17 protein-coding genes are annotated in these 22058 nt (G+C 71.6%); 8 read left to right on the top strand and 9 right to left on the bottom strand.

Features of this window, described 5'->3' with window-relative positions; translation table 11 throughout:
• Nucleotides 1-211: 211 nt before the first annotated feature.
• The 5 genes from AB0J02_RS12870 to AB0J02_RS12850 all read left to right on the top strand — a co-directional run bounded on the left by AB0J02_RS12870 (nucleotide 212) and on the right by AB0J02_RS12850 (nucleotide 6907).
• The gene (locus AB0J02_RS12870; RefSeq protein ID WP_363193654.1) at nucleotides 212-1630 is read left to right on the top strand and encodes an extracellular solute-binding protein; all 1419 of its coding nucleotides are present in this window, start codon (nucleotides 212-214) and stop codon (nucleotides 1628-1630) included.
• Nucleotides 1631-1668: 38 nt separating this feature from the next.
• Nucleotides 1669-2619: a sugar ABC transporter permease gene (locus AB0J02_RS12865; RefSeq protein WP_363193653.1), complete on the top strand. Its 951-nt coding sequence runs from the start codon at nucleotides 1669-1671 to the stop codon at nucleotides 2617-2619.
• A gap of 42 nt (nucleotides 2620-2661) precedes the next feature.
• Nucleotides 2662-3537, top strand: a complete 876-nt coding sequence (locus AB0J02_RS12860; protein WP_363193861.1) for a carbohydrate ABC transporter permease — start codon at nucleotides 2662-2664, stop codon at nucleotides 3535-3537.
• 89 nt (nucleotides 3538-3626) lie between these two features.
• The gene (locus AB0J02_RS12855; RefSeq protein ID WP_363193652.1) at nucleotides 3627-5225 is read left to right on the top strand and encodes a glycoside hydrolase family 13 protein; all 1599 of its coding nucleotides are present in this window, start codon (nucleotides 3627-3629) and stop codon (nucleotides 5223-5225) included.
• A 239-nt stretch (nucleotides 5226-5464) separates the two neighbouring features.
• Entirely contained in the window at nucleotides 5465-6907 is a 1443-nt protein-coding gene (locus AB0J02_RS12850; protein WP_363193651.1) for a SpoIIE family protein phosphatase, read from the top strand.
• A gap of 81 nt (nucleotides 6908-6988) precedes the next feature.
• Here the strand turns inward: AB0J02_RS12850 and AB0J02_RS12845 are convergent, their stop codons facing one another.
• Complete coding sequence (locus AB0J02_RS12845; protein ID WP_363193650.1) at nucleotides 6989-8479, bottom strand: hypothetical protein; 1491 nt, start codon at nucleotides 8477-8479, stop codon at nucleotides 6989-6991.
• Nucleotides 8480-8711: 232 nt separating this feature from the next.
• Here AB0J02_RS12845 and AB0J02_RS12840 point away from each other — a divergent pair, with 232 nt between their 5' ends.
• The gene (locus AB0J02_RS12840) at nucleotides 8712-9863 is read left to right on the top strand and encodes an aminoglycoside phosphotransferase family protein (protein ID WP_363193649.1); all 1152 of its coding nucleotides are present in this window, start codon (nucleotides 8712-8714) and stop codon (nucleotides 9861-9863) included.
• A 308-nt stretch (nucleotides 9864-10171) separates the two neighbouring features.
• On the top strand, nucleotides 10172-12151 hold the full coding sequence (locus AB0J02_RS12835; RefSeq protein WP_363193648.1) for an N-acetylmuramoyl-L-alanine amidase: 1980 nt from the start codon (nucleotides 10172-10174) through the stop codon (nucleotides 12149-12151).
• Between the two features lie 75 nt (nucleotides 12152-12226).
• Here the strand turns inward: AB0J02_RS12835 and AB0J02_RS12830 are convergent, their stop codons facing one another.
• The 3 genes from AB0J02_RS12830 to AB0J02_RS12820 form a co-directional block, all read right to left on the bottom strand.
• Nucleotides 12227-12724 carry a hypothetical protein gene (locus AB0J02_RS12830; protein ID WP_363193647.1) on the bottom strand — a complete coding sequence of 166 codons (498 nt, stop codon included), beginning with the start codon at nucleotides 12722-12724 and terminating at the stop codon, nucleotides 12227-12229.
• Between the two features lie 57 nt (nucleotides 12725-12781).
• Nucleotides 12782-15664: an AAA family ATPase gene (locus AB0J02_RS12825; protein ID WP_363193646.1), complete on the bottom strand. Its 2883-nt coding sequence runs from the start codon at nucleotides 15662-15664 to the stop codon at nucleotides 12782-12784.
• A 100-nt stretch (nucleotides 15665-15764) separates the two neighbouring features.
• Nucleotides 15765-16397, bottom strand: a complete 633-nt coding sequence (locus AB0J02_RS12820; RefSeq protein WP_363193645.1) for a CGNR zinc finger domain-containing protein — start codon at nucleotides 16395-16397, stop codon at nucleotides 15765-15767.
• 46 nt (nucleotides 16398-16443) lie between these two features.
• Here AB0J02_RS12820 and AB0J02_RS12815 point away from each other — a divergent pair, with 46 nt between their 5' ends.
• The gene (locus AB0J02_RS12815; protein WP_363193644.1) at nucleotides 16444-17184 is read left to right on the top strand and encodes a leucine-rich repeat domain-containing protein; all 741 of its coding nucleotides are present in this window, start codon (nucleotides 16444-16446) and stop codon (nucleotides 17182-17184) included.
• A 23-nt stretch (nucleotides 17185-17207) separates the two neighbouring features.
• Here AB0J02_RS12815 and AB0J02_RS12810 read toward each other — a convergent pair whose 3' ends face one another.
• The 5 genes from AB0J02_RS12810 to AB0J02_RS12790 all read right to left on the bottom strand — a co-directional run bounded on the left by AB0J02_RS12810 (nucleotide 17208) and on the right by AB0J02_RS12790 (nucleotide 21879).
• Complete coding sequence (locus AB0J02_RS12810; protein ID WP_363193643.1) at nucleotides 17208-18122, bottom strand: universal stress protein; 915 nt, start codon at nucleotides 18120-18122, stop codon at nucleotides 17208-17210.
• A 197-nt stretch (nucleotides 18123-18319) separates the two neighbouring features.
• Entirely contained in the window at nucleotides 18320-18562 is a 243-nt protein-coding gene (locus tag AB0J02_RS12805; RefSeq protein ID WP_363193642.1) for a DUF397 domain-containing protein, read from the bottom strand.
• Nucleotides 18563-18667: 105 nt separating this feature from the next.
• Nucleotides 18668-19843 (bottom strand): thiolase domain-containing protein, encoded by a 1176-nt coding sequence (locus AB0J02_RS12800; protein WP_363193641.1) that lies wholly within the window; start codon nucleotides 19841-19843, stop codon nucleotides 18668-18670.
• Nucleotides 19840-20913: a thiolase domain-containing protein gene (locus AB0J02_RS12795; RefSeq protein ID WP_363193640.1), complete on the bottom strand. Its 1074-nt coding sequence runs from the start codon at nucleotides 20911-20913 to the stop codon at nucleotides 19840-19842. The genes AB0J02_RS12800 and AB0J02_RS12795 overlap by 4 nt, the downstream gene beginning before the upstream one ends.
• Nucleotides 20914-21879 (bottom strand): OB-fold domain-containing protein, encoded by a 966-nt coding sequence (locus tag AB0J02_RS12790; RefSeq protein ID WP_363193639.1) that lies wholly within the window; start codon nucleotides 21877-21879, stop codon nucleotides 20914-20916.
• Between the last annotated feature and the right edge of the window lie 179 nt (nucleotides 21880-22058).

Raw genomic sequence — 22058 nt, 5'->3', positions numbered from 1 at the left:
CACGGGTCCGCCGAACGCCGGCGGGCCCGTGGCACCGACTCCCCCACGACCTTTACCTGTTCGTTTTTTGCGGAGTACGCGCGACATCTTGCGGACATCCGTCGACGGTGCTTGAGTGTGGCACGCCCCGGCACGCACCTCCCCGTGCAACCAGTGCCGCGGGCCTCCACGCTCCTGCCTGCACAGGCTCAGGCCCGAAGGGGACCCACCGATGAGAAGCAGCACCTGGTCACGGACTGCCCGCAGAACGTCCGCGGTGGCCATCGCCACCGCCCTCGCCCTGGGCTCGCTCGCGGCCTGCGGCACCAGCAGCAGCTCCGACGACGGCGGATCGGGCGGCGCCGGGTCGAAGGCCGACATCAACGCTCCGCTCGACCCGAAGACCAAGGTCACGCTGACTATCGACTGCATGCCGCCGAAGGCGAAGGCAGCCGAGCTGAAGGAGTGGCAGGAGGACGTCAAGGAGTTCAACAAGAAGTACCCGAACGTCACGATCGACGGGAAGTCGACCGCGGGCCAGTGCGAGGAGCCGGCCCGGTTCACCGCGGCGCTCAAGGCGAAGTCGCAGCCCGACGTCTTCTACACGTACTTCACCGACCTCCAGCAGGTCCTCGACAACAACGGCGCCGAGGACATATCGGCGTACGTGACGCCCAAGACCGTCCCGGCGATCGACTCGATCGACCCGAACGTGATGAACGCCCTGAAGAAGGACGGCAAGCTCTACGGCCTGCCGACCAGCAATTACACGATGGGCCTGCTCATCAACCGCAAGCTGTTCAAGCAGGCGGGGCTCGACCCGGACAAGCCGCCGGCCACCTGGGACGAGGTGCGCACCGCCGCGAAGAAGATCGCCGGGCTCGGCAACGGCGTCTCCGGGTACGGCGAGTACAGCGCGGAGAACACCGGCGGCTGGCACTTCGCGGCCACGTTGTACGGCCTGGGCGGCGACATGGTCACCGCCGACGGCAAGAAGGCCGCGTTCAACGACGCGACCGGCAGGCAGGTCGTCCAGCAGCTGCACGACATGCGCTGGACCGACAACAGCATGGGCAAGACGCAGCTGCTGAAATGGGGCGACCTGCAGAAGCAGATCTCGTCCGACAAGCTCGGCATGTTCCTCGCCGCGCCCGACGACGTGACGTACATGGTCCAGCAACTGGGCGCGAAGTACGACAACTTCGGGATGGGGCCGATCCCCGGCGGCAAGGCGACGCTGTTCGGCGGCAACGACTACATGATCAAGAAGGGCTCGTCGCCCGACAAGATCAAGGCGGCCATCGCCTGGCTGAACTTCAAGACGCTCACGCCCGGCAAGGGCCAGTTCCAGTGGGAGCGCACCAAGGCCGACAAGCTGCCCGTCGGACTGCCGCAGCCGAACTTCTTCACCGGTGAGACCAAGGCGCAGGACCTCAAGTCCCGTACGGACAACGCCACGATGCCCGTCGCGAACTTCAAGCCGTTCATGGACAACCCGGTGCCCGGCAAGGCGGAGCCGCCGAAGGCGCAGGAGATCTACAAGGTTCTCGACAACGTCATGTCGGGTGTCCTGACCAACAAGGACGCCGACGTCGACAAGCTCCTGTCCACCGCCGAGCAGCAGGTCAACCAGGTGCTGGCCAACCAGTAGGACGCGCCCCACCGGTACCTGTGATCCGAGGAGTGACCATGTCGGCCCCGACGCTGCCCGCGAAGTCCCAGCAGGCCGCACCGCCCGCCAAGCGCCAACTCAGCACATCCGACGGCTCGTTGGCGCGGGTCGTGAGACGCAACCTCTCCGCTCACGGCTTTCTGATCGGCGCGGTGCTCTGCTTCTCCTTCTTCTCCTGGTATCCGATGGTCAGGGAGTTCATCCTGGCCTTCCAGAAGACGAAGGACGGCCGTACCACCTGGGCCGGCTGGTCCAACCTCACCTACGTCTTCAACGACCCGGCCTTCTGGCAGGCCTGGCGCAACACCCTCCTGTTCACCGTCCTGGCCCTGGTGCTCGGTTTCGCCGTCCCGTTCCTCGTGGCGGTCCTGCTCAACGAATTCCGGCACGGCCAGGGCTACTTGAGGATGCTCGTCTACCTTCCGGTGATGCTCCCGCCGGTCGCCTCCGTCCTGCTGTTCAAGTACTTCTACGACCCCGGGTACGGCCTGTTCAACCGGGTCCTCGGCGTCTTCGGCATCCCGGAACAACAGTGGTTGCAGTCCACCGACACCGCGATGCTGTCCGTCGTCATCGCTGCGACGTGGATGAACATGGGCGGGGCGACCCTCATCTACCTGGCGTCGCTCCAGGGCATCCCCGGCGAGCTGTACGAGGCCGCCGACCTGGACGGCGCGGGCCTGTGGCGCAAGATCTGGCACGTGACGATCCCGCAGACGCGGCTGATCCTCTCCCTGATGTTCCTCATGCAGATCATCGCGACGATGCAGGTCTTCACTGAGCCGTTCCTGCTGACGAACGGAGCGGGCCCCGAGGGCTCCACCACGACCGTCGTCTACCTCATCTACCAATACGCCTTCAACTTCAACAACTACGGCGGCGCGGCGGCCCTCGGTCTCGTCCTGCTCGTCCTGCTCGCGGCCTTCTCCGCGGTCTACGTACGCCTCAGCCGGTCTCAGGACGACTGACCGCCAAGGGAGTTGGGATTCACCGACATGGCTACCGACACGATGCGCCCCCGCACCCTGATCTCCCCGGCCCAGCTCGGCCGGCGCCGCGGGAAAATCATCTACTGGACCGTCTTCGGCGTGACCATGGCCCTGTTCACGCTGGTCTTCCTCGGCCCGCTGTACTGGATGGTCACCGGCGGGCTCAAGACCACCGCGGAGATCGTCCAGTCCCCGCCGACCCTCGTGCCGCACAGCACACACCCCGAGAACTACCAGGACGCCTGGCGCGTGATGGACCTCGCCAAGCTCCTGTTCAACACGCTCTACTACGCGTTCGGCGCGCTCGCCTTCCAGCTCGTCCTCGACGTGGCCGCCGCGTACTCCCTGTCCAAGCTGCGACCACTGTTCGGCAACGTCATCCTCGGCATGATGCTGGCGACGCTGATGATCCCCGCGACCGTCCTCGTCGTCCCGCAGTACCTGACCGTCCTCGACGTGCCGATCTTCGAACGCAACCTGCTCAACAGTCCCTGGGCGATCTGGCTGCCGTCCGTCACGAACGCGTTCAACATCTTCCTGCTCAAGCGGTTCTTCGACTCGATACCGCAGGAACTGCTCGACGCGGCCTCCATCGACGGCGCCTCGGCCCTGCGCACCCTGCGCTCCGTGGTCCTGCCGATCTCCCGGCCCATCCTCGGTGTGGTCTCCATCTTCGCGGTCATCGGCGTCTGGAAGGACTTCCTCTGGCCGATGCTGACCCTGCCGGACCCGGCGAAGCAGACCCTGAACGTCGGGATCTACTCGCTGTCCAACGGCGTCCCGCAGAACCAGCTGATCGCCGCGCTCACCATAGCGTCGGTGCCGACGCTCCTGCTCTTCCTGCTCTTCCAGCGCAACATCATGAGCGGCCTGACCGCGGGCGGCCTCAAAGGCTGACGCCCCGGCCCCTCCCCTCTCCGCTCTTCTTCTGTGTGTGCCGCCGCGGTCCGCCGCGGCGCGCCCCGCCCTGCCCGAAAGGACCCTTCGTGGTGGCCGACGACTGGTGGCGTTCCGCAGCCATCTATCAGGTGTACGTCCGCAGCTTCGCCGACGGCGACGGCGACGGGACGGGAGACCTCGCCGGGGTCAGAGCGCGCCTGTCCTATCTGGCGGAGCTCGGCGTCGACGCGATCTGGTTCACGCCCTGGTACCGCTCACCGCTCGCGGACGGCGGCTACGACGTCGCCGACTACCGCGCGATCGATCCGGCGTTCGGCACGCTCGCCGAGGCCGAGAAGCTCATCGCGGAGGCCCGGGACCTCGGCATCCGCACGATCGTCGACGTCGTCCCGAACCACGTGTCCGATCAACACCCTTGGTTCCAGGCCGCGTTGGCGGCCGGCCCGGGCAGCCCCGAACGGGAGCTGTTCCACTTCAGGCCCGGCCGCGGCCCCGACGGCGCGCTGCCGCCGAACAACTGGCCCTCGCAGTTCTCCGGCTCGACCTGGACGCGGGTGCCCGACGGCGAGTGGTACCTGCACCTGTTCACCGCGCAGCAGCCGGACCTCAACTGGGCGCATCCGGCGGTGCGTCAGGAGCACGAGGACGTGCTGAGGTTCTGGTTCCAGCGGGGCGCGGCCGGCGTCCGGATCGATTCCGCCGCGCTGCTCGCGAAGGACCCGCGGCTCGCCGACGCCGTCGACGGTGATGAGAGCGGCTACGTCGACCGCGACGAACTGCACGACATCTACCGTGCCTGGCGCGCCATCGCCGATGAGTACGACGGCGTCCTGATCGGCGAGCTGTGGGTGCCGGACCCGGAGCGCTTCGCCCGCTATCTGCGCCCCGACGAACTGCACACCGCCTTCAACTTCGACTTCCTCACCCGCCCCTGGGACGCGGCCGAACTGCGCGCGTCGATCGACCGTACCCTCGCCTACCACGCGCCGGTGGGCGCGCCCGCGACCTGGGTGCTCTGCAATCACGACGTGACCCGCACCGTGACCCGGTACGGTCGCGCCGACACCCGCTTCGACTTCGCGGCCAAGCGGTTCGGCACACCGACGGACCTGCCGCTCGGCCTGCGCCGGGCCCGGGCCGCGGCCCTGCTGTCGCTCGCCCTGCCCGGAGCCGTATATCTCTACCAGGGCGAGGAGTTGGGGCTGCCCGAGGTCGAGGTGGCGCGCGACCGCATCGAGGACCCCATGCACTTCCGCTCGGGCGGCGTCGACCCGGGCCGCGACGGCTGCCGGGTGCCGCTGCCGTGGTCCGCGCACGGAGTGTCGTACGGCTTCGGAAACTCGGGCGAGCCGTGGCTGCCGCAGCCGGCGGACTGGGGCACGTACGCCGCCGAGGAGCAGGAGGCCGACCCGGCCTCGATGCTGTCGCTCTATCGCAGCGCCTTGCAGGAGCGCGGCTCCCAACCGGGTTTCGAGGGGGCGGAGTTGAGCTGGCTCTCCGCACCCGAAGGCGCGCTGGCCTTCGCTCGCGCGGACGGCCTCGTCTGTGTCGTGAACCTCGGCGCCGCCGAGGCCGTTCAACTACCGCCGCACGAACTGGTGTTGCTCACCAGTGCCGCCCTCGACGACGACGGCAGGCTGCCGCGCGACACGGCGGCGTGGCTGCGGACGGCCCCCGCGGCGTAGAGAGAACTACGGCGTACGCCCGGCCGTGACGGTGGTGGGATGAGCCGGGCATACGCCATACTCGGCCGTGCGTTCGACCGCGGCGGCCGGTAAGCGCGTTCCCGAGGACTGGGGCATATGCCATAGGCACCATCGCAGCGTGTATGGCGAAATCCCTTACGAGGCCAGGCGGCCTGTGCCACAGTCGTAACCGGTCCTCCCATCCGCCGTGGCCTCCTGCGCCAGCATCGGAGTTCGTCATGCCCTCCCCTCTCTCAGCGGACCGCCCCGCCGGTCAGCCGCCGGAGTCCGGCACGGTCGACGCACTGATCTCGCAGACGCGCCGGCTGCTGGGCGACGTCGACGCGGTGCGCCGGGAGACCACGGGACCCACGGGTGACGAGGCGGACCCCGAGACGCGGTGGCAGCACGCGCTGTACGAGCTGGCGGTGCATCAGCTCAGCGACCTGGACAAGCACTTGGCCCAGCTGCGGGACGGCCCCGCGACACCCGCCGGGGCCGCACCCCGGCGGGCCGCCACCGAACCGCCGCGGGGATCGCTGCTGAGCCGGGTCGGCAGCGCCGAGTGGAATCTGCTGACCGACGAGGCCACCTGGTCGGAGGAGCTGTACCGGATCCTGGGCCGCGACCCGGCCGCGCCCGCCCTGACCCTGGATGAACTGCCGGCCCTGGTGCACTGCGAGGACCAGCCGAAGCTGACCGCGATGGTCACGGACTGCCTGATCGACGGCAAACCGATCGACGGGGAGTTCCGCGTCGTACGCCCGGACGAGTCCGTGCGCACGGTGCACATGATGGGCGAACCCGTGCTCGACGCCGACGGCGCAACCGCCTCCATGTGGGCGGTCGTACGCGACGTCAGCGAACTGCGCCGCAGCCAGCGCGCGGTGAGTGAGACCCGTGACTCGCTCCAGCGCCAGCGGCACATCGCGCAGACAGAGCACCGGCTCGCGGTCGAGCTGCAGGAAGCCGTGCTGCCGCCGTGGCGTGGCTCCCTGCGGCTCCCGCGCGGCGGACCCGACGGCCGGGGCGGCCCCAGCGGCCTCGATGTCGCCGCCCGCCACCTCCCTTCCTCGGCCGCCGGCCTGATCGGCGCCGCCTGGCACGACGTGCTCGAACTCCCCGACGGCCAGTTCATGTTGTCGGCCGGGGACCTCACCGGGCACGGAGTCACCGTCACCGCGGGCATGGCGACGCTGCTCGGCGCCGTCCGCGGCATGGCCTTCTGCGACACCGCCCCGGACGAACTCCTCACCCGGCTGAACCACCTCCTCGACGCCTCCACCGGACCGTCCCTCGCCAGCGCCCTGTGCTGCCGGTACGACCCGGCGGCCCGCACACTGGCGTGGGCGCAGGCGGGACACCCCGCCCCGCTGCTCTTCCGCGACGGGGCCGGGCGTGCGCTCACGCCGCCCGAAGGCGTGCTCCTCGGAGCGGCCACCGGTGCCGTCTATGGGCAGGCGGAAGAGACCCTGCGCGTCGGCGACGTCGTGCTGCTGCACACCGACGGCCTGGTGCCACGGCACGCGAAGGGTGCCACCGCCGACGGACTGCTCGCTCTGGCCCCGCGGCTGGCCGCGGCCTGTGACGCACAGGAGTGCGTGCGCGTGGTCGTGGACGAGATCGGCGCGGGAGAGCGCGAGGACGACGCCTGTGTGCTCGTCGCCCGGATCGGTACCTGACGACGTACTGGTACTGCGTACTGGTGTGTTGTGTGTTGGTGGATGGTGCGACCGGCGGCTGGGTCCGGGCCCCGGCCGGCTCTACACCTTGACGCGCTTCACCGTCGGCCTGGGCAGGGCGAGCTTGATCTCCCGGCGCAGGTCCTCGATCTTCGGGTAGCCGGCGAACTGGCCGGTGAGCCGGTACATCTCGCGCAGCCGGTCCCAGGTGCGATGGGACGAGTTCGACCCCATCGACGACAGGGCCAACCGCGCGTACCGGTCCGCCTGTTCGGGGTCGTCGGCGATGAAGCAGGCCGACGCCATCGACAGGTGGTCGAAGATCTTCGAACGGTCTCTGCCGCCCGCGCGCAGCGCAAGGGCCTCCTTGGCATGGCGCTGCGCGATGACCGCGGCGCCCGGCTCGTGCTCGGCGAGGGTGCGGTAGGCGAGGGCCTGCATGCCGTGCAGATCCGCCTCGTCGAACATCTGCATCCAGCTCGGCGGTGCCACGTCGCCCCGGTCGGAGACGAAGAGATCCTCCGCCTCACCGAGGGTGCGCCGCATCGCCTGTCCCTTGCCCATCGACGCCTGTGCCCAGGCCTCGATGGTGTAGAGCATGGCCTTGGTCCGGGGCAACACCTCGTCGCCCGAACCGGACTTGGCGAGCTTCATCAGGTCGAGCGCCTCGTCGGGCGCACCCAGGTGGATCTTCTGGCGGGCGGCCCGTGAGAGGGCTTCGCCGGCGCGCGGCCGGTCGCCGCCCTCACGCGCGGCGTGCGCGGCGATGATGAAGTACTTCTGGGCCGTGGGTTCGAGGCCGACGTCGTGGGACATCCAGCCCGCGAGGACGGCGAGGTTGGCGGCGACACCCCAGAGGCGCCGCTGCAGATGGTCGGGGTGGCGGTAGGAGAGCATTCCGCCGACTTCGTTGAGTTGGCCGACGACTGCCTTGCGCTGCAACCCGCCGCCGCGGGAGGCGTCCCAGGCCCGGAACACCTCGACCGAGCGCTCCAGTTCCTCGATCTCCTGCGACCCGATGGGGGCGGCCTCGTAGCGGTCGGACCCAGCAAGGTCGGCATGCAGGGGATCGTCGGTCCTGGGGGCGTCGGCCGCGAGGGCCGGGTCGGTGTGCAGCCAGTCGTGCATGGCGCTGCTGAGTGCGGATCCTGCGGCGAGCGCGGCACCCGCGCCCACCAAGCCGCGTCGGTTGAGCATGAGGTCCATTCCCGTGAATTCGGTGAGGACCGCAGCTGTCCGCTCGGGCGCCCACGGCACTCCGTCGGGCCCCTGCTGTTCCAGGCCCCCGCCGCCCTGCCGTTTCCCCGCGCGCCCGTGCCGGACAAGACCGAGATCCTCAATGGTCACGACACGGCCGAGTCGCTCGGTGAACAGCGCCGCCAGCACCCGCGGCACGGGATCGCGCGGGATCTCTCCCATGTCGATCCACCGCCGCACCCGCGAGGTGTCCGTCGCCAGCTGGGGGTGGCCCATGGCCGCCGCCTGCCGGTTGACGAGTCGCGCGAGTTCGCCCTTGGACCATCCGGCCAGGCCGAACAGGTCGTTCAGACGGGTGTTGGGTTGTCCGTTCACGTGAGCCCCCAGGTTCTCGGCTGAAATCGACAGTAGCCCTCTGTCAGTTGCTGAGCGACTATTCGCCAGGGTTCGCCAGGGTGCGCCAGCTGTTGTGCTTCTGCCCCTCGGGTGTCAGGTAGGAATGCGCCACCCCGACCCGGTCGCCGCAGGACATTCCCCAGGGTGTACCGAATCGGCCGGGCCGGGCGGCGCAGGCAACTCGTCGGCACGCGAAGGGATCTGTTCGCCCATGTACACAGCATCGTCCTCCGTGTCCGCACCGCCCCGGCCGCCCCGTTCCGCCCGCCCGGCGGTCCCCGGCGGCGGCCCGTACCTCGACCCCGCGCGACCCGCTGCCACGGCGCTCGGGGCCACCGGCCGGCCGCGTCGTGCGCCGGGGCTCGGCACTCAACCGCTCAGCGGGAGACTCGACTTGTCCGGCCCCCAGGGCGCCCAGCTGCGCACGGCGATCGCGTCGGTGCACCGGATCTGCCCGGAGTTCCATCCGGTGCAGGTACTGCGCCGCAGCCCGCGCTCCGTGCTGCTCGTCGGAACGACCGGGCGCAGCACCGCCGTCGCGAAGTGTTTGCTGGACCACTCCCCCGTGTGGATGGAGCGGATCCGGCACGAGATAGCCGCATACCGATCGTTCGTCCGACACCGGCCGCCGGTGCGGGTGCCGCGTCTCATCGCGGCGGACCCGGACAACGGCACGCTGGTGGTCGAGCGGATGCCCGGCCGAGTGGCGGCCCTGCAGCGCCACCCGGCCGAGGCTCCGCCGCGGGCGGACGTACGCGCCGCACTCGGCGCGATCTGCCGGCTCAACCAGTGGCGGCCCCCGGCGGGCACCTTCGACGCGCCACTGGACTACGCGGAGCGGATCAACCGGTTCCACGACCTGGGCCTGTTGACCGACCGCGACATGGGTGACCTGCAGAAGCTGCTGCGCGGCATCGCCCACACCTCGGGGCGCGGCGGCATGGGCCAGTTCTGTCACGGCGACGCGCTGCTGTCGAACATCCTGCTGTCGCCCGCGGGCCCGGTGCTCGTGGACTGGGAGCACGCCGGCTGGTACCTGCCGGGCTACGACCTGGCGACGCTCTGGGCCGTCCTGGGCGACGCCCCGGTGGTGCGCCGGCAGATCAGCCAGCTCGCGCAGTCCGGTGGTCCGGCCTCGCGTGACGCGTTCCTGGTCAATCTGATGCTCGTACTGACCAGGGAGATCCGTACGTACGAGACGGCCGCGCAGCGTTCGCTGCACGAGCAGACCCCGGCGGCACCGGGTCCGGCCCATCCCGGTGCCGCGCCGTCCGGCGAGGAGCAGCGGTTGTTGCTGCGCCGCTTGCACGACGACTGCAACATGGCCCGCAAGGCGGTCCGGGCGGCGGTCGGCACTCGCTGACGGGGACGACGATCCGCGGTGCGCCGGGAGGGACACGGCGCGCCGCGGATCTCTGTCGTTCGCGGCCGGACACGGTTGAGGCATCTCCCGTTCCACGGCGGCCCATTGGTCTACGCCACTGACGCGCCGCAGGCGGCCGCACCACCGCACAGGAAACTCATATACACGCCCGCTGACATGGGAAATCCTGGGGAAGTCCGTTGCCCGCAGGATGATTGACGGATGGTCGGCGAGCCGATACCACTGACGCACAACAGGCCCGCACGCCCGATCAGCATTTCGGCCATCAGCGCTCCCAGGAGGCACCGTTGCATCGGTCCACCCGTTCCATCCCCGGCAGACGAGCCCGTGCGGGAGTGCGGGCGGCGGGCACGCTCGCCACAGCGGCTCTCCTGCTGCCGCTGCTCGGCGCGGCCCCGCCCCAGGACGCGGGAGCGGCGCCCTCGGCGCGGCTGCAGGACGCGTTCGCCGCCGCCGCCACCGAGTACCGGGTGCCGCAGAGTGTGCTGCTCGGCGTCTCGTACCTGCAGTCGCGGTGGGACGCGCACGACGGCGCGCCGAGCGTCACCGGCGGCTACGGCCCCATGCACCTCACCGACGCGCGGACGGCGATCGCGAACACCGTGGCGCACAGCCACGCGGAGGGCGACGCCCGCGGCGACGACTCACGCGCCCCGCTCAGGGCCGCCGAATCCGTGCCGGCCGACAATCAACTCCCGGCCCGTCTCAGGACGTTGACGCGTGCGGCGGACCTGACCGGCATTCCCGCCGAGCAGTTGCGCAGCGATCCCGCGGCCAATGTGCGCGGCGGAGCGGCCCTGCTCGCGGCCGCGCAGAAGCGCCTCGGCAAGCCGCTCGGCGACGCGCCGGCCGACTGGTACGGCGCGGTCGCGACGTTCTCCGGTGCGGACGACACGGCGACCGCGGCGACGTACGCCAATGATGTCTTCGCGGTGATCCGCGACGGCGAACAGCGGACCACGGACGCCGGCCAGCAGGTGAGCCTCGCGGCCGAGCCGGACGCGAGGCCGCGGGCGGCGCAGTTGACGAAGATGGGTCTGCGCACGGTGGACGCGTCCGAGACGGAGTGCCCGAAGACGGTGTCGTGCGAGTGGATCCCGGCGCCCTACGAGGAGTTCGGCGACGGGGACTACGGCAACCACGACCTGGCGGACCGCCCCAAGGACCAGAGCATCGACTACATCGTCGTCCATGACACGGAGGCGACGTGGGAGCAGACGCTGAAGCTGGTCCAGGACAAGACGTATCTGGCCTGGCACTACTCGCTGCGCTCGACCGACGGGCACATCGTGCAGTCCATCAAGGCGAAGGACGTCGGCTGGCACGCGGGCAACTGGTACACGAACGCCAAGTCGATCGGCCTGGAGCACGAGGGCTTCCTCGCGCAGCCCGACTCCTGGTACACGGAGGAGATGTACCGGTCCTCCGCGCGGCTGGTGACGTACCTCGCGAAGAAGTACGACATCCCGCTCGACCGGCAGCACATCCTGGGCCATGACACGGTGCCGGGGCCGACGACGTCGACGATCCCGTCCATGCACACGGACCCGGGCCCGTACTGGGACTGGTCGCACTACTTCTCTCTGATGGGCCGGCCGTTCCACCCCACGGCGGGAGCGCGCGCCGGTGTCGTCACCATCAGCCCCGAATTCGCCGAGAACCGGCCGGAGTTCACGGGGTGCGCCAAGGCGGGCGAGGCGTGTGCGCCGCACGGGTCGAGCGCGGTCCGCGTGTACACGGCGCCGAGTGAGGACGCCCCGCTCGTCAAGGACGTCGGTCTGCGGCCGGGCGGCCAGGACTCCACGATCGACGTGAACGACATGGCGTCGCGTGTCTCGACGGGCCAGCAGTACGCGGTCGCCGAGCGCAAGGGCGACTGGACGGCGATCTGGTACCTCGGCCAGAAGGCCTGGTTCAAGAACCCGAAGAAGCAGCCGACCGCCGTCGGCGCCAAGGGTGTCGTGGTCACGCCGAAGGCGGGCGCGACCGAGGTCCCGGTGTACGGGCGGGCCTACCCGGAGGCCTCGGCCTATCCGGCGGGCATGACACCGCAGGCGATCTCACCGCTGCCGTACAAGCTCCTGGCCGGCCAGCGCTATGTGATCGGCGGGCGGACGACGGGCGAGTACTTCTACTCGCCCACGTTCGACACGTCGACGCACCGGGTGGTCAAGGGCAAGGACGTGTACTACGAGATCCAGTTCGCGCACCGGGTCGCCTACGTGCGGGCCGCGGACGTCCGGGTGGTGCCGTCCACGGTGTCGTGACCGGTCTTCCCGGTTCAGCCGTCGGGCCCGGGTTCGCGCGGGAGCGGATCCGGGCCCGATGTCCGTCCAGCGGGCTCAGCCCTGCTGGAACAGCTCCGCGGGGAGCGGCTTGAGCAGCGCGTACAGGTCGTCGGTGATGGGGCGGTCCCAGGACGCGATGGTCACGAGCACGTTGTCACTGCGGTCGAACTGGACGCAGGAGATGCGTGTCTCGGAGAGCTTCAGGCGGCGCACGATGAGGAGGTTGTCGCCCTGCATCACCGGGACGTCCTCGACGCCGGTGACCGTGACCTCCTCGTCGTTCTCCAGCGCGATGAGCAGCTGGGCGACCTCGAAGGGGATCTCGCCCTCGGCGATGTCACGGGCCGGTGAGCCCTCCGGCAGATTGCCGATGATCATCGCGGGGCCGCGGCCGCCGAACAGGTCGTAGCGCAGGAACACGCCCTGGCAGCTGCCGTCGGGGGCGGGCAGCAGGCCCGCGCCGAGATTGCCCGGCCAGTCGCCCGGGTCCATGGCCAGGACGTCGAAGTCGGGGCCCGCGGGGGTCGCTGCGCGGCGGCGGAGGAAGGACATGCCGTCCATCGTACGTCGCCGGCGGGGGCGGCCCGCTCCGGGGTTTGGCTGACGCGGCTACTCCCCCAGGGCTGCCGCCAGGCCCGTCTGGTCCGTGCCGACCTTGCGGTAGACGGCCGACAGGAGCCGGACCGCCGTCTGCTCGTCGAGGTGCAGCTCCGCCGCGACCTCTGTCGGGCACAGGCCGCGCGCCGCGCACCCGGCGGCCGCGCGTTCCCGCGCGGTCAGGGTGTCCGTCACCGCGCTGCGCAGCGGCCGGGGCCGCAGCCCCGCGGCGGCGAGCTCGTCGCGGGCCCGCTCCACGAGGCCGTCCGCGCCGCAGGCGACCGCCGCGTCCAGGCCGCGGTACAGCTGGTCGGCGGCTTCCTGGGCGCGGCCCGTGCGGCGCAGCTCCGCGCCGAGGGCGACGAGCGAGCAGGCCAGCTCGTACCCCGCAGGGGAGCGTTCCAGGTGGGCGACGGACTCCTCCAGGAGTTTGCCGCGGGCCGCGCCGTCGGAGACCTCGGCGGCGGCGCGCAGTGCCTGGCCGATCGCGGACGGTGCCCCGAAGAGGCGGGCGCGTTCGACGGCGTCGTGGGCGGTGGCGAGCGCGCGTTCGGGGGCGTCGTGGGCCTCGGCGCGGGCGAGGTGCAGCTGCCAGGGACACCAGGAGGGGTTGCGCATACCGCGCGGGTCGATGCGGCGCCCGGCCGCCGCGAGCTCGACGGCGGCGTCCTTGGTCCGGCCGAGGGCGAGCAGCAGCTCTCCGTACACGGTCTGCGCGTCGGGGAAGACGACGGCTGCGGGGAAGGGCGCCCCGAAGGCGTACGTCCCCGCCACGGTCTCGGCCTCGGCGACCCGGCCGCGGGCGAGGAGCACCTCGACGAGGGTGCCGACGGCGTACCAGTGGGCGGGGGTGCCGGGGCCGACCCGCTCGGCGAGGCGCAGGCCCGCGCGCGCGAAGTCCTCGGCATCCGCCAGGCGCCCACGCCGGTAGCGGACGTAACCGAGCAGGGTGTACGCGAAGGAGAGGTGGCCGCCGCGCCAGCCCGCGTGCTCGAAGTCGGCGATGCCCTCGATGAAGAGTTCCTCGGTGCGGCCGGGGCGGTCGGCGTAGAGGAAGGACAGGGCGACGAGGGCGGGGACCTCGAAGCCGCGGTCCTCGTCGGCGGCCCAGCGCAGCCCGCCGGCCAGGGCGCGGTCGGCGTGCCCGATCACGGTGGCCGCCGGTTCGCCGCGCAGGGTGGCGTCCCAGGCGCGCAGCCCGATGACGTACCGCTCGGTGAGGTCGCGGCCGGTGAGCCGGTCGGCGAGTTTGGCGAGCCGCCGGGAGCGGGCCGGCGACTCGGGTTCATCGGCACGGAACGCGTCCCACATGAACTGTTCCGCCTGCATGCGCAGCCGGATGCGGGGGTCCGTGGTGAGGCGCATCTCGCGGCTGAGGATCTCGGACGCCTCGGCCAACCGGTCGCTGTGCGCGAGGACTTGGGAGAGCCGGTAGACGATGCCCTGGCGCAGCGCCGGGTCCGTGATGGGCTCCTCCAGCGCGGCGCGCAGATGGTTGACGGTGGTGGCGGGTTCGGTGAGCAGCGAGGCGCTGCCGAGTTCGTAGAGGACGACGGCGCGGTCGTCGAAGGGCGGGGGCTCGCGCAGCGCGCGGGCCAGATAGCGGCGGGCGGCGTCGGGGGCGCCCGCGCGGACGGTCTCGCGGGCCGCGGAGCGCAGCTGCTGGACGACCCAGGGGTCTCCCTCTGGGTGGGTCTCCAGGAGGTGGCGGGCGGCGGCGGACGCGCCGAGTCCGGCGTTGACGACGGTCCAGGCGGCCTGGCCGTGCAGGGCGACGCGGACCCCGCTCGGGATGGCGCGGTAGACGGCGGTGGCGATCAGCGGGTGGACGAACTCCAGGGTGTCCACGCCGGTGAGGATGCGGGCCGTGCACAGCCGGTCGGCAGCGTCCGCGGCCTCCTCGGCCCCCACCCCGGCGACACCCGCGGCGAGTTCGGGAGAGATCTCGGTGCCGAGTACGGCGCAGGCCCAGGCGAAGCGGACGGTCGAGGTGCCGAGTCGTTCGAGGCGGGCGATGAGTCCGCTGCCCTTGACGGCGGCGGCGAGATCGCGCAGCAGATGGGCGCCGTTCTCGGTCGGGACGAGGCCCCGGTCGTGCACCTTGGCGGTCAACTCGACCGCCTCGAAGGGGTTTCCGGCGGTGACGGCCCAGCACTCGCGGCAGAACGCGTCGTCGGCGTACGAGCCGAGGGAGTCGCGGACCATCAGGGCGATGGCGGACGCGCTGAGCGGTTCGAGGCCGAGGGGCCGGCGGCCCGACCGGCCGGGCAGACCGCGCAACGACTCGGCGTGATCGGGGAGTTCGTCGGGCCGGTAGGCGACGACGAGCAGCAGCGGGAGTTCCTCGGCGCGCGGCGCGAACGCGGCGAGCCAGCTCAGGGACTCCGGGTCGGCCCAATGAGCGTCGTCGAGGACGAGGACCACGGGGGCGCGCTGCACGGCGAGGTGGGTGAGCACCCAGTCGAGGCCGTCGCGCAGGCCCTGCGGATCGGGCGGCGCCCCGTCGGTGGCGGCGCACAGGCCGAGGGCGGGGCCGACGATGGCGTACCAACTGCCCAGCCTGGCACGGAGTTCGGCCTCGGGCACCCCGGCGAGCTGGGGCTGGACAAGCTGGCGTGCGACGTGGAAGGCGACGCCCTGCTCCTGGTCGCCGCCGCGGGCGTACAGGACGGTGCACCCCTTGGCGGCGGCCCGCCTGCGCACCTCGGCGAGCATCGATGTCTTGCCGAGTCCGGCGGGTGCGGCGACGGCGAGCAGCGCGCCGTGCGGCCGTTCGGGCGGTTCGACGCCGACGGGGCGCAGTCCGGTCAGCTCGCCGAGGGCCTCGTCGACGACGGCGAGTTCACTCTCGCGTTCGAGCAGTGTCCGCCTGCCCCGGCCTCCGCGCTGCACCATGACGTACCCCCAGCCGCGGCGGCGCGCCCGGCGCGGGGAGCCGGTGCACACCGCGGGTTCCAGGTTCTTCAGCCTACGCCGATCGGGTCGGCCCGGAGCGTCATGTGGCCTTTTGGGTAAGGGAGTTGTGCCGCTCGTGGTGACGGGCCACGCGGGCCCTGTTCCCGCAGGAGGGCTTGCACCACTCCTGGCGCGGGTGCTCCTTGAGGAAGTACCGCACGCAGCGCGGCGCGTGGCAGGCCCGCAGCCGCTGCCGGTCGGCGCCCGTGAGGAAGGCGAGCGCGGCGCGGGCCAGCGCCGCGGTGAGCAGGTCGGTCTCGGGCGCGTCCTGGGTGTTGGTCTCCCGCAGGGCCGGGGCGTCGTCGCCCTCCGGCCAGTGCAGGACGGGGACGGTGGGCACGCGTGCGGCCGCGGTGTTCAGCCGGACCAGGGCGTCGGCGGCGGGCAGCAGGCGGCGCGCGTCCGCGGGGCTGGGCTCCCCCGGGCGCACGGCGCGCGCGAACAGCGCGCGCACGGCGGCCCGCACCTCCCGGACCTGTCGCAGGTTCTCCGCGTCGCCGGTGAAGCCGGCGTCCAGGGGCAGCTCGGTGGCGTGTTCGCGCACCCACGCGGTGAGATCCTCGGGCGCGAGGAGGTCGTCGGCGACGCCGCCGCTGCCGTCGTGGCGAAGGGTGAGGGCGAGGTCGAGGACGAGCCGGGTGCCGTCGGGTCCCGCCGTGCTGATGTCGCGCATGGCTCTAATGATAGGTTCCTCGTCAACCATTAACCGTCGTCGGGGCATGTCCGCAGGGGGGATCATGGGCGACGGCACGCTCACGTACTGGCGTGCGGGTCTGGACTCGGTACCGGACGAGGTGTGGCGGCACCCCGCCCTGGAAGTACTGCTGCTGCCCGACAACCGCCTCACGCATCTGCCCGACCGCATCGGCACTCTGGCCCGCCTGCACACCCTGGATCTGGGTCACAACCGGCTGTCCGCGGTGCCGTCGAGCCTCGGCGACCTCACCGGCCTGACCCGGTTCCTCTATCTGCACGACAACCGGCTCACCGAACTGCCCGGCACCCTCGGCGCGCTCGACCGGCTCGCCTATCTCAACGTCGGCGAGAACCGGCTGACGTCGCTGCCCTCGGCCCTGGGCTCGATGACCGGCCTCGTCGAACTGCGCGCCCAGCACAATCGGCTGACCGCCCTGCCCGACACCCTCGGCGCGCTCACCTCACTGCGGGAACTGTGGCTGCGCGGCAACCGGCTGACGGCTCTGCCCGCATCCGTACGGAACCTGCGCGAGCTGCGGGAACTGGAGCTGCGCGAGAACGCCCTCGCCGCCGTCCCGGAGGCGCTGCGCGAACTGCCCCTGCTGCGCCGGCTCGATCTGCGCGGCAACCGGCTGCGTGAACTGCCCTCCTGGATCGCGGAGTTGCCCGCTCTGGAGAAGCTCGATCTGCGCTGGAACGACGTACGCGTCGCGCCCGGCCTGCTCGACGAGCTGACCGGGCGCGGCTGCGTCGTCCTGCGCTGAGCTCTCCAGCGGCGGGCGGGCCCTCAGCTCTCGTCCTGCCCGGCGGGCGGTACGACCGCGACCGGGCTCGCCGCGTGCAGCAGCACGGCCTGGGTGACCGAGCCGAGCATCGGAGCGGGGCGGGTGAAGCGGCGGCGGTGCCGGCCCACGACGACCAGGTCGGCCGCGCGGGAGTTCTCGACGAGATGGCCCGCCGCGTCGCCGGGCGCGACGTAAAGGTCAACCTCGACTTTAGGGTGAGACTTCCGCTGTGCGGCGACGGCGTCGTTGGCCAGATTCAGCGTCTCGCGCTCGGCGGCCTCCTGGTCGACCGTGGTCGGCGTGAAGTCGCCGAACGCGGTCCAGGCGAGCGCCGGCCAGGGGAAGGCGGCGACGACCTGCAGCCGTGCGCCGGTCCGCTCGGCATGCTCGAAGGCGAAGCCGAGCACGGTCTCGTCCGGGTCGTCGGTCTGCAGGCCGACGACGACGCGCGGCCCGGTCGGCACGGGTGCGTCACCGTGCACCTCGCGGCCCGGCGGCGGCACCACGACGACGGGGCTGACGGCGTCGCGGGCGGCGGCCACCCCGTTCGAGCCGAGCAGCAGGCTGGCGAAGCCGCCGCGCCCCCGCGAGCCGAGGACCAGGAGCTGCGCCTCGGCGCTCATCTCGGGCAGCACGGCGGCGGGCATCCCGGTGCGGCTGATGAACTCCAGCGGCGGCGGCCCCTCACGTCCCTCCAGTGCCGTGCGTACGTCCCCGATCACCGGGTCGTCGGCGGGTTCGTCGGGCCCGGCGACGAGCACGGCGGGCTGCAGCTGGGGCGCGTACTGCCGTACGTGCACGACGCGGAGGTCGGTGCCGCGCCGGGCCGCCTCGGTGAGCGCCCAGGCCAGGGCACGCTTGCTGTCGTCGGACCCGTCGACCGCGGCGACGACGGGCAGGGGGTGCGGCGTGCTCATGATTTCTTCGCCTCCGACACCGGGCACGCTGACGGTGCCCTCATTGACCGGCTGTTCCTGTGGCCAGGCTCGCGCACGCAAGAGCCACAGGACAGGGCCGAAGGTCACGTGTCGGAAACTGAGCGGCAAATCGGTCTACGCAAACGCGTCCAGGTACCGGTACGGGTCCAGGTCCACCTCTGCGCCCACCTCTACCTCTACGTCAGATCGAACTCGCCCTCGCGTGCGCCGAGGACGAAGGCCCCCCACTCGTCCGGCGTGAAGATCAGGGACGGGCTCTCGGGGCTGCCGCTGTTGCGCATCGCGATGAATCCCTCCACGAAGGCGATCTGGACGTCGCCCACCCCCCTGCTGCTGGAGTGCCAGTCCGCCTTGCTCAGATCCAGGTCCGGCTTGTCCCACCCCATGAGCGGGTGCTGGTCGATGGTGCTTTCGCCCACGTCCGTGCTCCTCCCGGTTCGTCGTCCGTGCGCCAGCCTAGCGATCGGTTCGTACCCCGCACAGGCCGCGACGGCGGCGATCTCCGGCGGGCGCTCATCGGGTGATCACCGCGTCGGCGGTTCGGCGCCGACGAGCCACATGGAGAAGAACTGCGAGCCGCCTCCGTAGGCGTGCCCGAGCACTTTGCGGGCGCCGTCGACCTGATGCTCCCCGGCCCGGCCGCGTACTTGCAGGGCGGCTTCGGCGAAGCGGATCATGCCGGAGGCGCCGATGGGGTTGGTGGACAGGACGCCGCCGGACATGTTCACGGGCAGGTCGCCGTCGAGTTCCGTCACGCCCGCCTCGGTGAGTTTCCAGCCCTCGCCCTCGTCGGCGAAGCCGAGGTTCTCCAGCCACATCGGCTCGTACCAGGAGAACGGCACGTACATCTCGACGGCGTCGATCTCGCGGCGCGGATCGGCGATGCCCGCCTGCCCGTACACGTCGGCGGCGCAGTCCTTGCCGGCCTGCGGCGACACGAAGTCCTTGCCGGCGAAGAGCGTGGGCTCGCTGCGCATGGCGCCGCCGAGCATCCAGGCCGGCGGCCGCGGTGAACGGGCCGCTCCCGCACGGTCGGTGAGGATCATCGCGCAGGCGCCGTCGGACGAGGGGCAGGTCTCGGAGTAGCGGATGGGGTCCCACAGCATGGGCGAGGCCTGGACCTTCTCCAGGGTGATGTCGTGCTCGTGCAGGTGCGCGTACGGGTTCTTCAGCGCGTTGCGCCGGTCCTTGTACGCGACGAGCGAGCCGACGGTGTCGGGCGCGCCCGTCCGCCGCATGTAGGCCCGTACGTGCGGCGCGAAGAAGCCGCCGGCCCCGGCCAGCAGCGGCTGCTGGAACGGGACGGGCAGCGAGAGCCCCCACATGGCGTTGGATTCCGACTGCTTTTCGAAGGCGAGGGTCAGGACCGTGCCGTGGACGCGGCCCGCGACGAGGTTGGAGGCGACGAGCGCGGTCGAGCCGCCCACGGACCCGGCGGTGTGGACGCGCAGCATCGGCTTTCCCACGGCACCGAGCGCGTCGGCGAGATACAGCTCCGGCATCATGACGCCCTCGAAGAAGTCGGGCGCCTTGCCGATGACGACGGCGTCGATGTCGGCCCAGGTCAACTCGGCGTCGTCCAGCGCCTGTCGGGCGGCCTCTCGCACCAGCCCCGCGATGGACACGTCACGGCGGGCGGCGACGTGCTTGGTCTGCCCGATCCCGACGACGGCCACGGGCTCCTTGGCTGTACCGCTCATCGCTGGTCCCCTCCTTGTTGTCCTTCGAGTACGGCGACCAGGTTCTGCTGGAGGCAGGGCCCGGAGGTGGCGTGCGCGAGCGCCCGGTGGGAGTCGCCACGGTGGATACGGGCGGCGGCCTCGCCCACGCGGATCAAGCCGGCGGCCATGACCGGGTTGGCGGCGAGGGCGCCGCCGGACGGGTTGACGGCGACGTCCTCGCCGAGCCGCAGCGCCTTGCGCAGAACGACTTCCTGCGAGGTGAACGGGGCGTGCAACTCGGCCGTGTCCACCGGCCGTTCGAAGGCCCCGGCGTTCTCCGCGGCGAGCCGCGCGGAGGGCGAGTCGGTCAGGTCGCGGACGCCGAGGCTGTGCGCCTCGATGCGATGGTCGATACCGCGGATCCAGGCGGGCCGCTCGCACAGGTCCCGGGCCCGGTCCCCGGCGGCGAGGATCACGGCGGCGGCGCCGTCCCCGATCGGCGGGCAGTCCCCGGTCCGCAGCGGATGGACGACGTACTCGCCGTGTGCCACTCCCGCGCCGCGCAGCTGGGCGTGCGGGTTGCCCTCGGCGGCCCGGCGGCTGCGCGCGGCGACGCCGGCCAGGGCGGGCTCGTCGGTGTCGCCCGCGTCGATCAGGGCTTGTGCCTGCAGCGCGGCGAGCGCGACGGAGTCGGGCCACAGCGGAGCGACGTAGTACGGGTCGAGCTGCCGGGTCAGCACGTCGCGCACCGAACCCGGCGACGACTTCCCGTACGCGTAGACGAGCGCGGTGTCGGCTTCGCCCGTCAGCAGTTTGGTCCACGCCTCGTACAGCGCCCACGCGCCGTCCATCTCGACGTGCGACTCGGAGATCGGCGGCCACGCGCCGACGCCGTCGAGCGCCATGGTGAACGAGAAGGCGCGCCCGGCGAGGTAGTCGCTGGACCCCGAGCAGGTGAACCCGATGTCGCTGGTCTTCAGGCCCGTCGCGTCGAGCACGTCGTGCAGCACGGGCATCAGCATCTCGACCTCCGACTGCTCGTCGGTGGTGCGCCGGTGGTCGGTCTGCCCGAAGGCGACGACGGCGATGTCCCGGATCGGCGGCCGCATTCAGATCAGCTCCTTGTACGTGTCGTAGTCGGCGTCCGGTTCGCCGGTCGGCCGGTAGTGGTCGGGGTAGCGGCCGCCCTCGCTCCACACGGGCTCCACCCGCAGGCCCATCCGCACCTCGTCGTAGGGGATCCCGGCGATCCGGCCGTGCAGGGCGAGATCGGCACCGTCGAGGGCGATGTGGCCGTAGACGTACGGGACTTCGATGTCGAGGTTCTTCGCCTTGATGTTGACGATGCAGTACGTGGTGACGGTGCCGGCCGGGCCGACCTCGACCTGGTCGGTGGTGGCGACGCCGCAGGTGGGGCAGGCGCCGCGGGGCGGGACGTACACCTTGCGGCAGGAGGGGCAGCGTTCGCCGACGGTGCGGTTGTCCGCGAGGGCGTTGATGTAGCGGCTCTGGGCGGCGCCGGGGCCGTAGGTGTAGTCGAGACGGGCGGGCGCGACGATGCCGGTGACGGGGTCCGCGAACTTCCCTGTATGTGGGGCGACTTGGGCCTCCCCCCTCCCGGTGTCGTCGTCCGGTTCGAAGCAGGCGATGTCCGTGATGGCGCCGACCCGTTCCGCGGCCCAGCGGATGCGGACGCGCTGACCGGTGCGGACGGCTTCCGGCCCTGGGGCGTCGAGGGCGTGCAGCAGGGCGGTGTCGGCGCCGTCGAGCTTGACCAGGACCCAGGCGAAGGGGGTGTCGAGGGGCTGCCCCCGGCGGGGTCCGGGGTTCCAGGCCCACGTGGTGACGGTGCCGCCGGCGCCCACCTCGACCAGGTCACGGATCTCGTCGGCGGTGACGGGGTCGTACTCGACCGGCGGAACGAGAACGCTGCCGCCGCTGGTGCGCACACCGAGAACCGTGCGCTCGCGCAGCCCGGTCAGGAAGGCGCTCTGGACGGGTCCCAGGGACCGGGTGAAGGGAAACTCCACGACCAACGGCGCGCGGAGAACCTCCGGTTGGGGCGGGGGTGTCATCGGGGCTCCTTTGGGATGCGGGGGTGTTGGGGGCACGTTGTGGGGGGTGCGTTGCCGGATGCGGGGATCAGAGTGGGCCGGGGCGGCATCCGCCCCGCCGGCCTGCATCGCCGATGCGGGTTGCCGGGGTGCGGGGTTCGTCGTGGTCTGGGGGCTGGGTCTACGCGGCTGGTATGCGT

It is taken from the genome of Streptomyces sp. NPDC050264 (genome assembly GCF_040655895.1).
Taxonomy (GTDB): Bacteria; Actinomycetota; Actinomycetes; order Streptomycetales; family Streptomycetaceae; genus Streptomyces.
The sequence above is the reverse complement of the archived record's forward strand: the minus strand, read 5'-3'. Positions and strand labels throughout refer to the sequence as shown.

Excerpts from the sequence above, each read along its gene's own strand:
- AB0J02_RS12830 (WP_363193647.1), bottom strand. The coding sequence starts at position 12,724 with ATGTCCTTCCTCCGCCGCCGCGCAGCGACCCCCGCGGGCCCCGACTTC.
- AB0J02_RS12860 (WP_363193861.1), top strand. The coding sequence starts at position 2,662 with ATGCGCCCCCGCACCCTGATCTCCCCGGCCCAGCTCGGCCGGCGCCGC.
- AB0J02_RS12820 (WP_363193645.1), bottom strand. The coding sequence starts at position 16,397 with ATGCGCGACATCAGCACGGCGGGACCCGACGGCACCCGGCTCGTCCTC.
- AB0J02_RS12810 (WP_363193643.1), bottom strand. The coding sequence starts at position 18,122 with ATGAGCACGCCGCACCCCCTGCCCGTCGTCGCCGCGGTCGACGGGTCC.
- AB0J02_RS12865 (WP_363193653.1), top strand. The coding sequence starts at position 1,669 with ATGTCGGCCCCGACGCTGCCCGCGAAGTCCCAGCAGGCCGCACCGCCC.
- AB0J02_RS12815 (WP_363193644.1), top strand. The coding sequence starts at position 16,444 with ATGTCCGCAGGGGGGATCATGGGCGACGGCACGCTCACGTACTGGCGT.
- AB0J02_RS12790 (WP_363193639.1), bottom strand. The coding sequence starts at position 21,879 with ATGACACCCCCGCCCCAACCGGAGGTTCTCCGCGCGCCGTTGGTCGTG.
- AB0J02_RS12800 (WP_363193641.1), bottom strand. The coding sequence starts at position 19,843 with ATGAGCGGTACAGCCAAGGAGCCCGTGGCCGTCGTCGGGATCGGGCAG.
- AB0J02_RS12795 (WP_363193640.1), bottom strand. The coding sequence starts at position 20,913 with ATGCGGCCGCCGATCCGGGACATCGCCGTCGTCGCCTTCGGGCAGACC.
- AB0J02_RS12850 (WP_363193651.1), top strand. The coding sequence starts at position 5,465 with ATGCCCTCCCCTCTCTCAGCGGACCGCCCCGCCGGTCAGCCGCCGGAG.
- AB0J02_RS12825 (WP_363193646.1), bottom strand. The coding sequence starts at position 15,664 with ATGGTGCAGCGCGGAGGCCGGGGCAGGCGGACACTGCTCGAACGCGAG.
- AB0J02_RS12840 (WP_363193649.1), top strand. The coding sequence starts at position 8,712 with ATGTACACAGCATCGTCCTCCGTGTCCGCACCGCCCCGGCCGCCCCGT.
- AB0J02_RS12870 (WP_363193654.1), top strand. The coding sequence starts at position 212 with ATGAGAAGCAGCACCTGGTCACGGACTGCCCGCAGAACGTCCGCGGTG.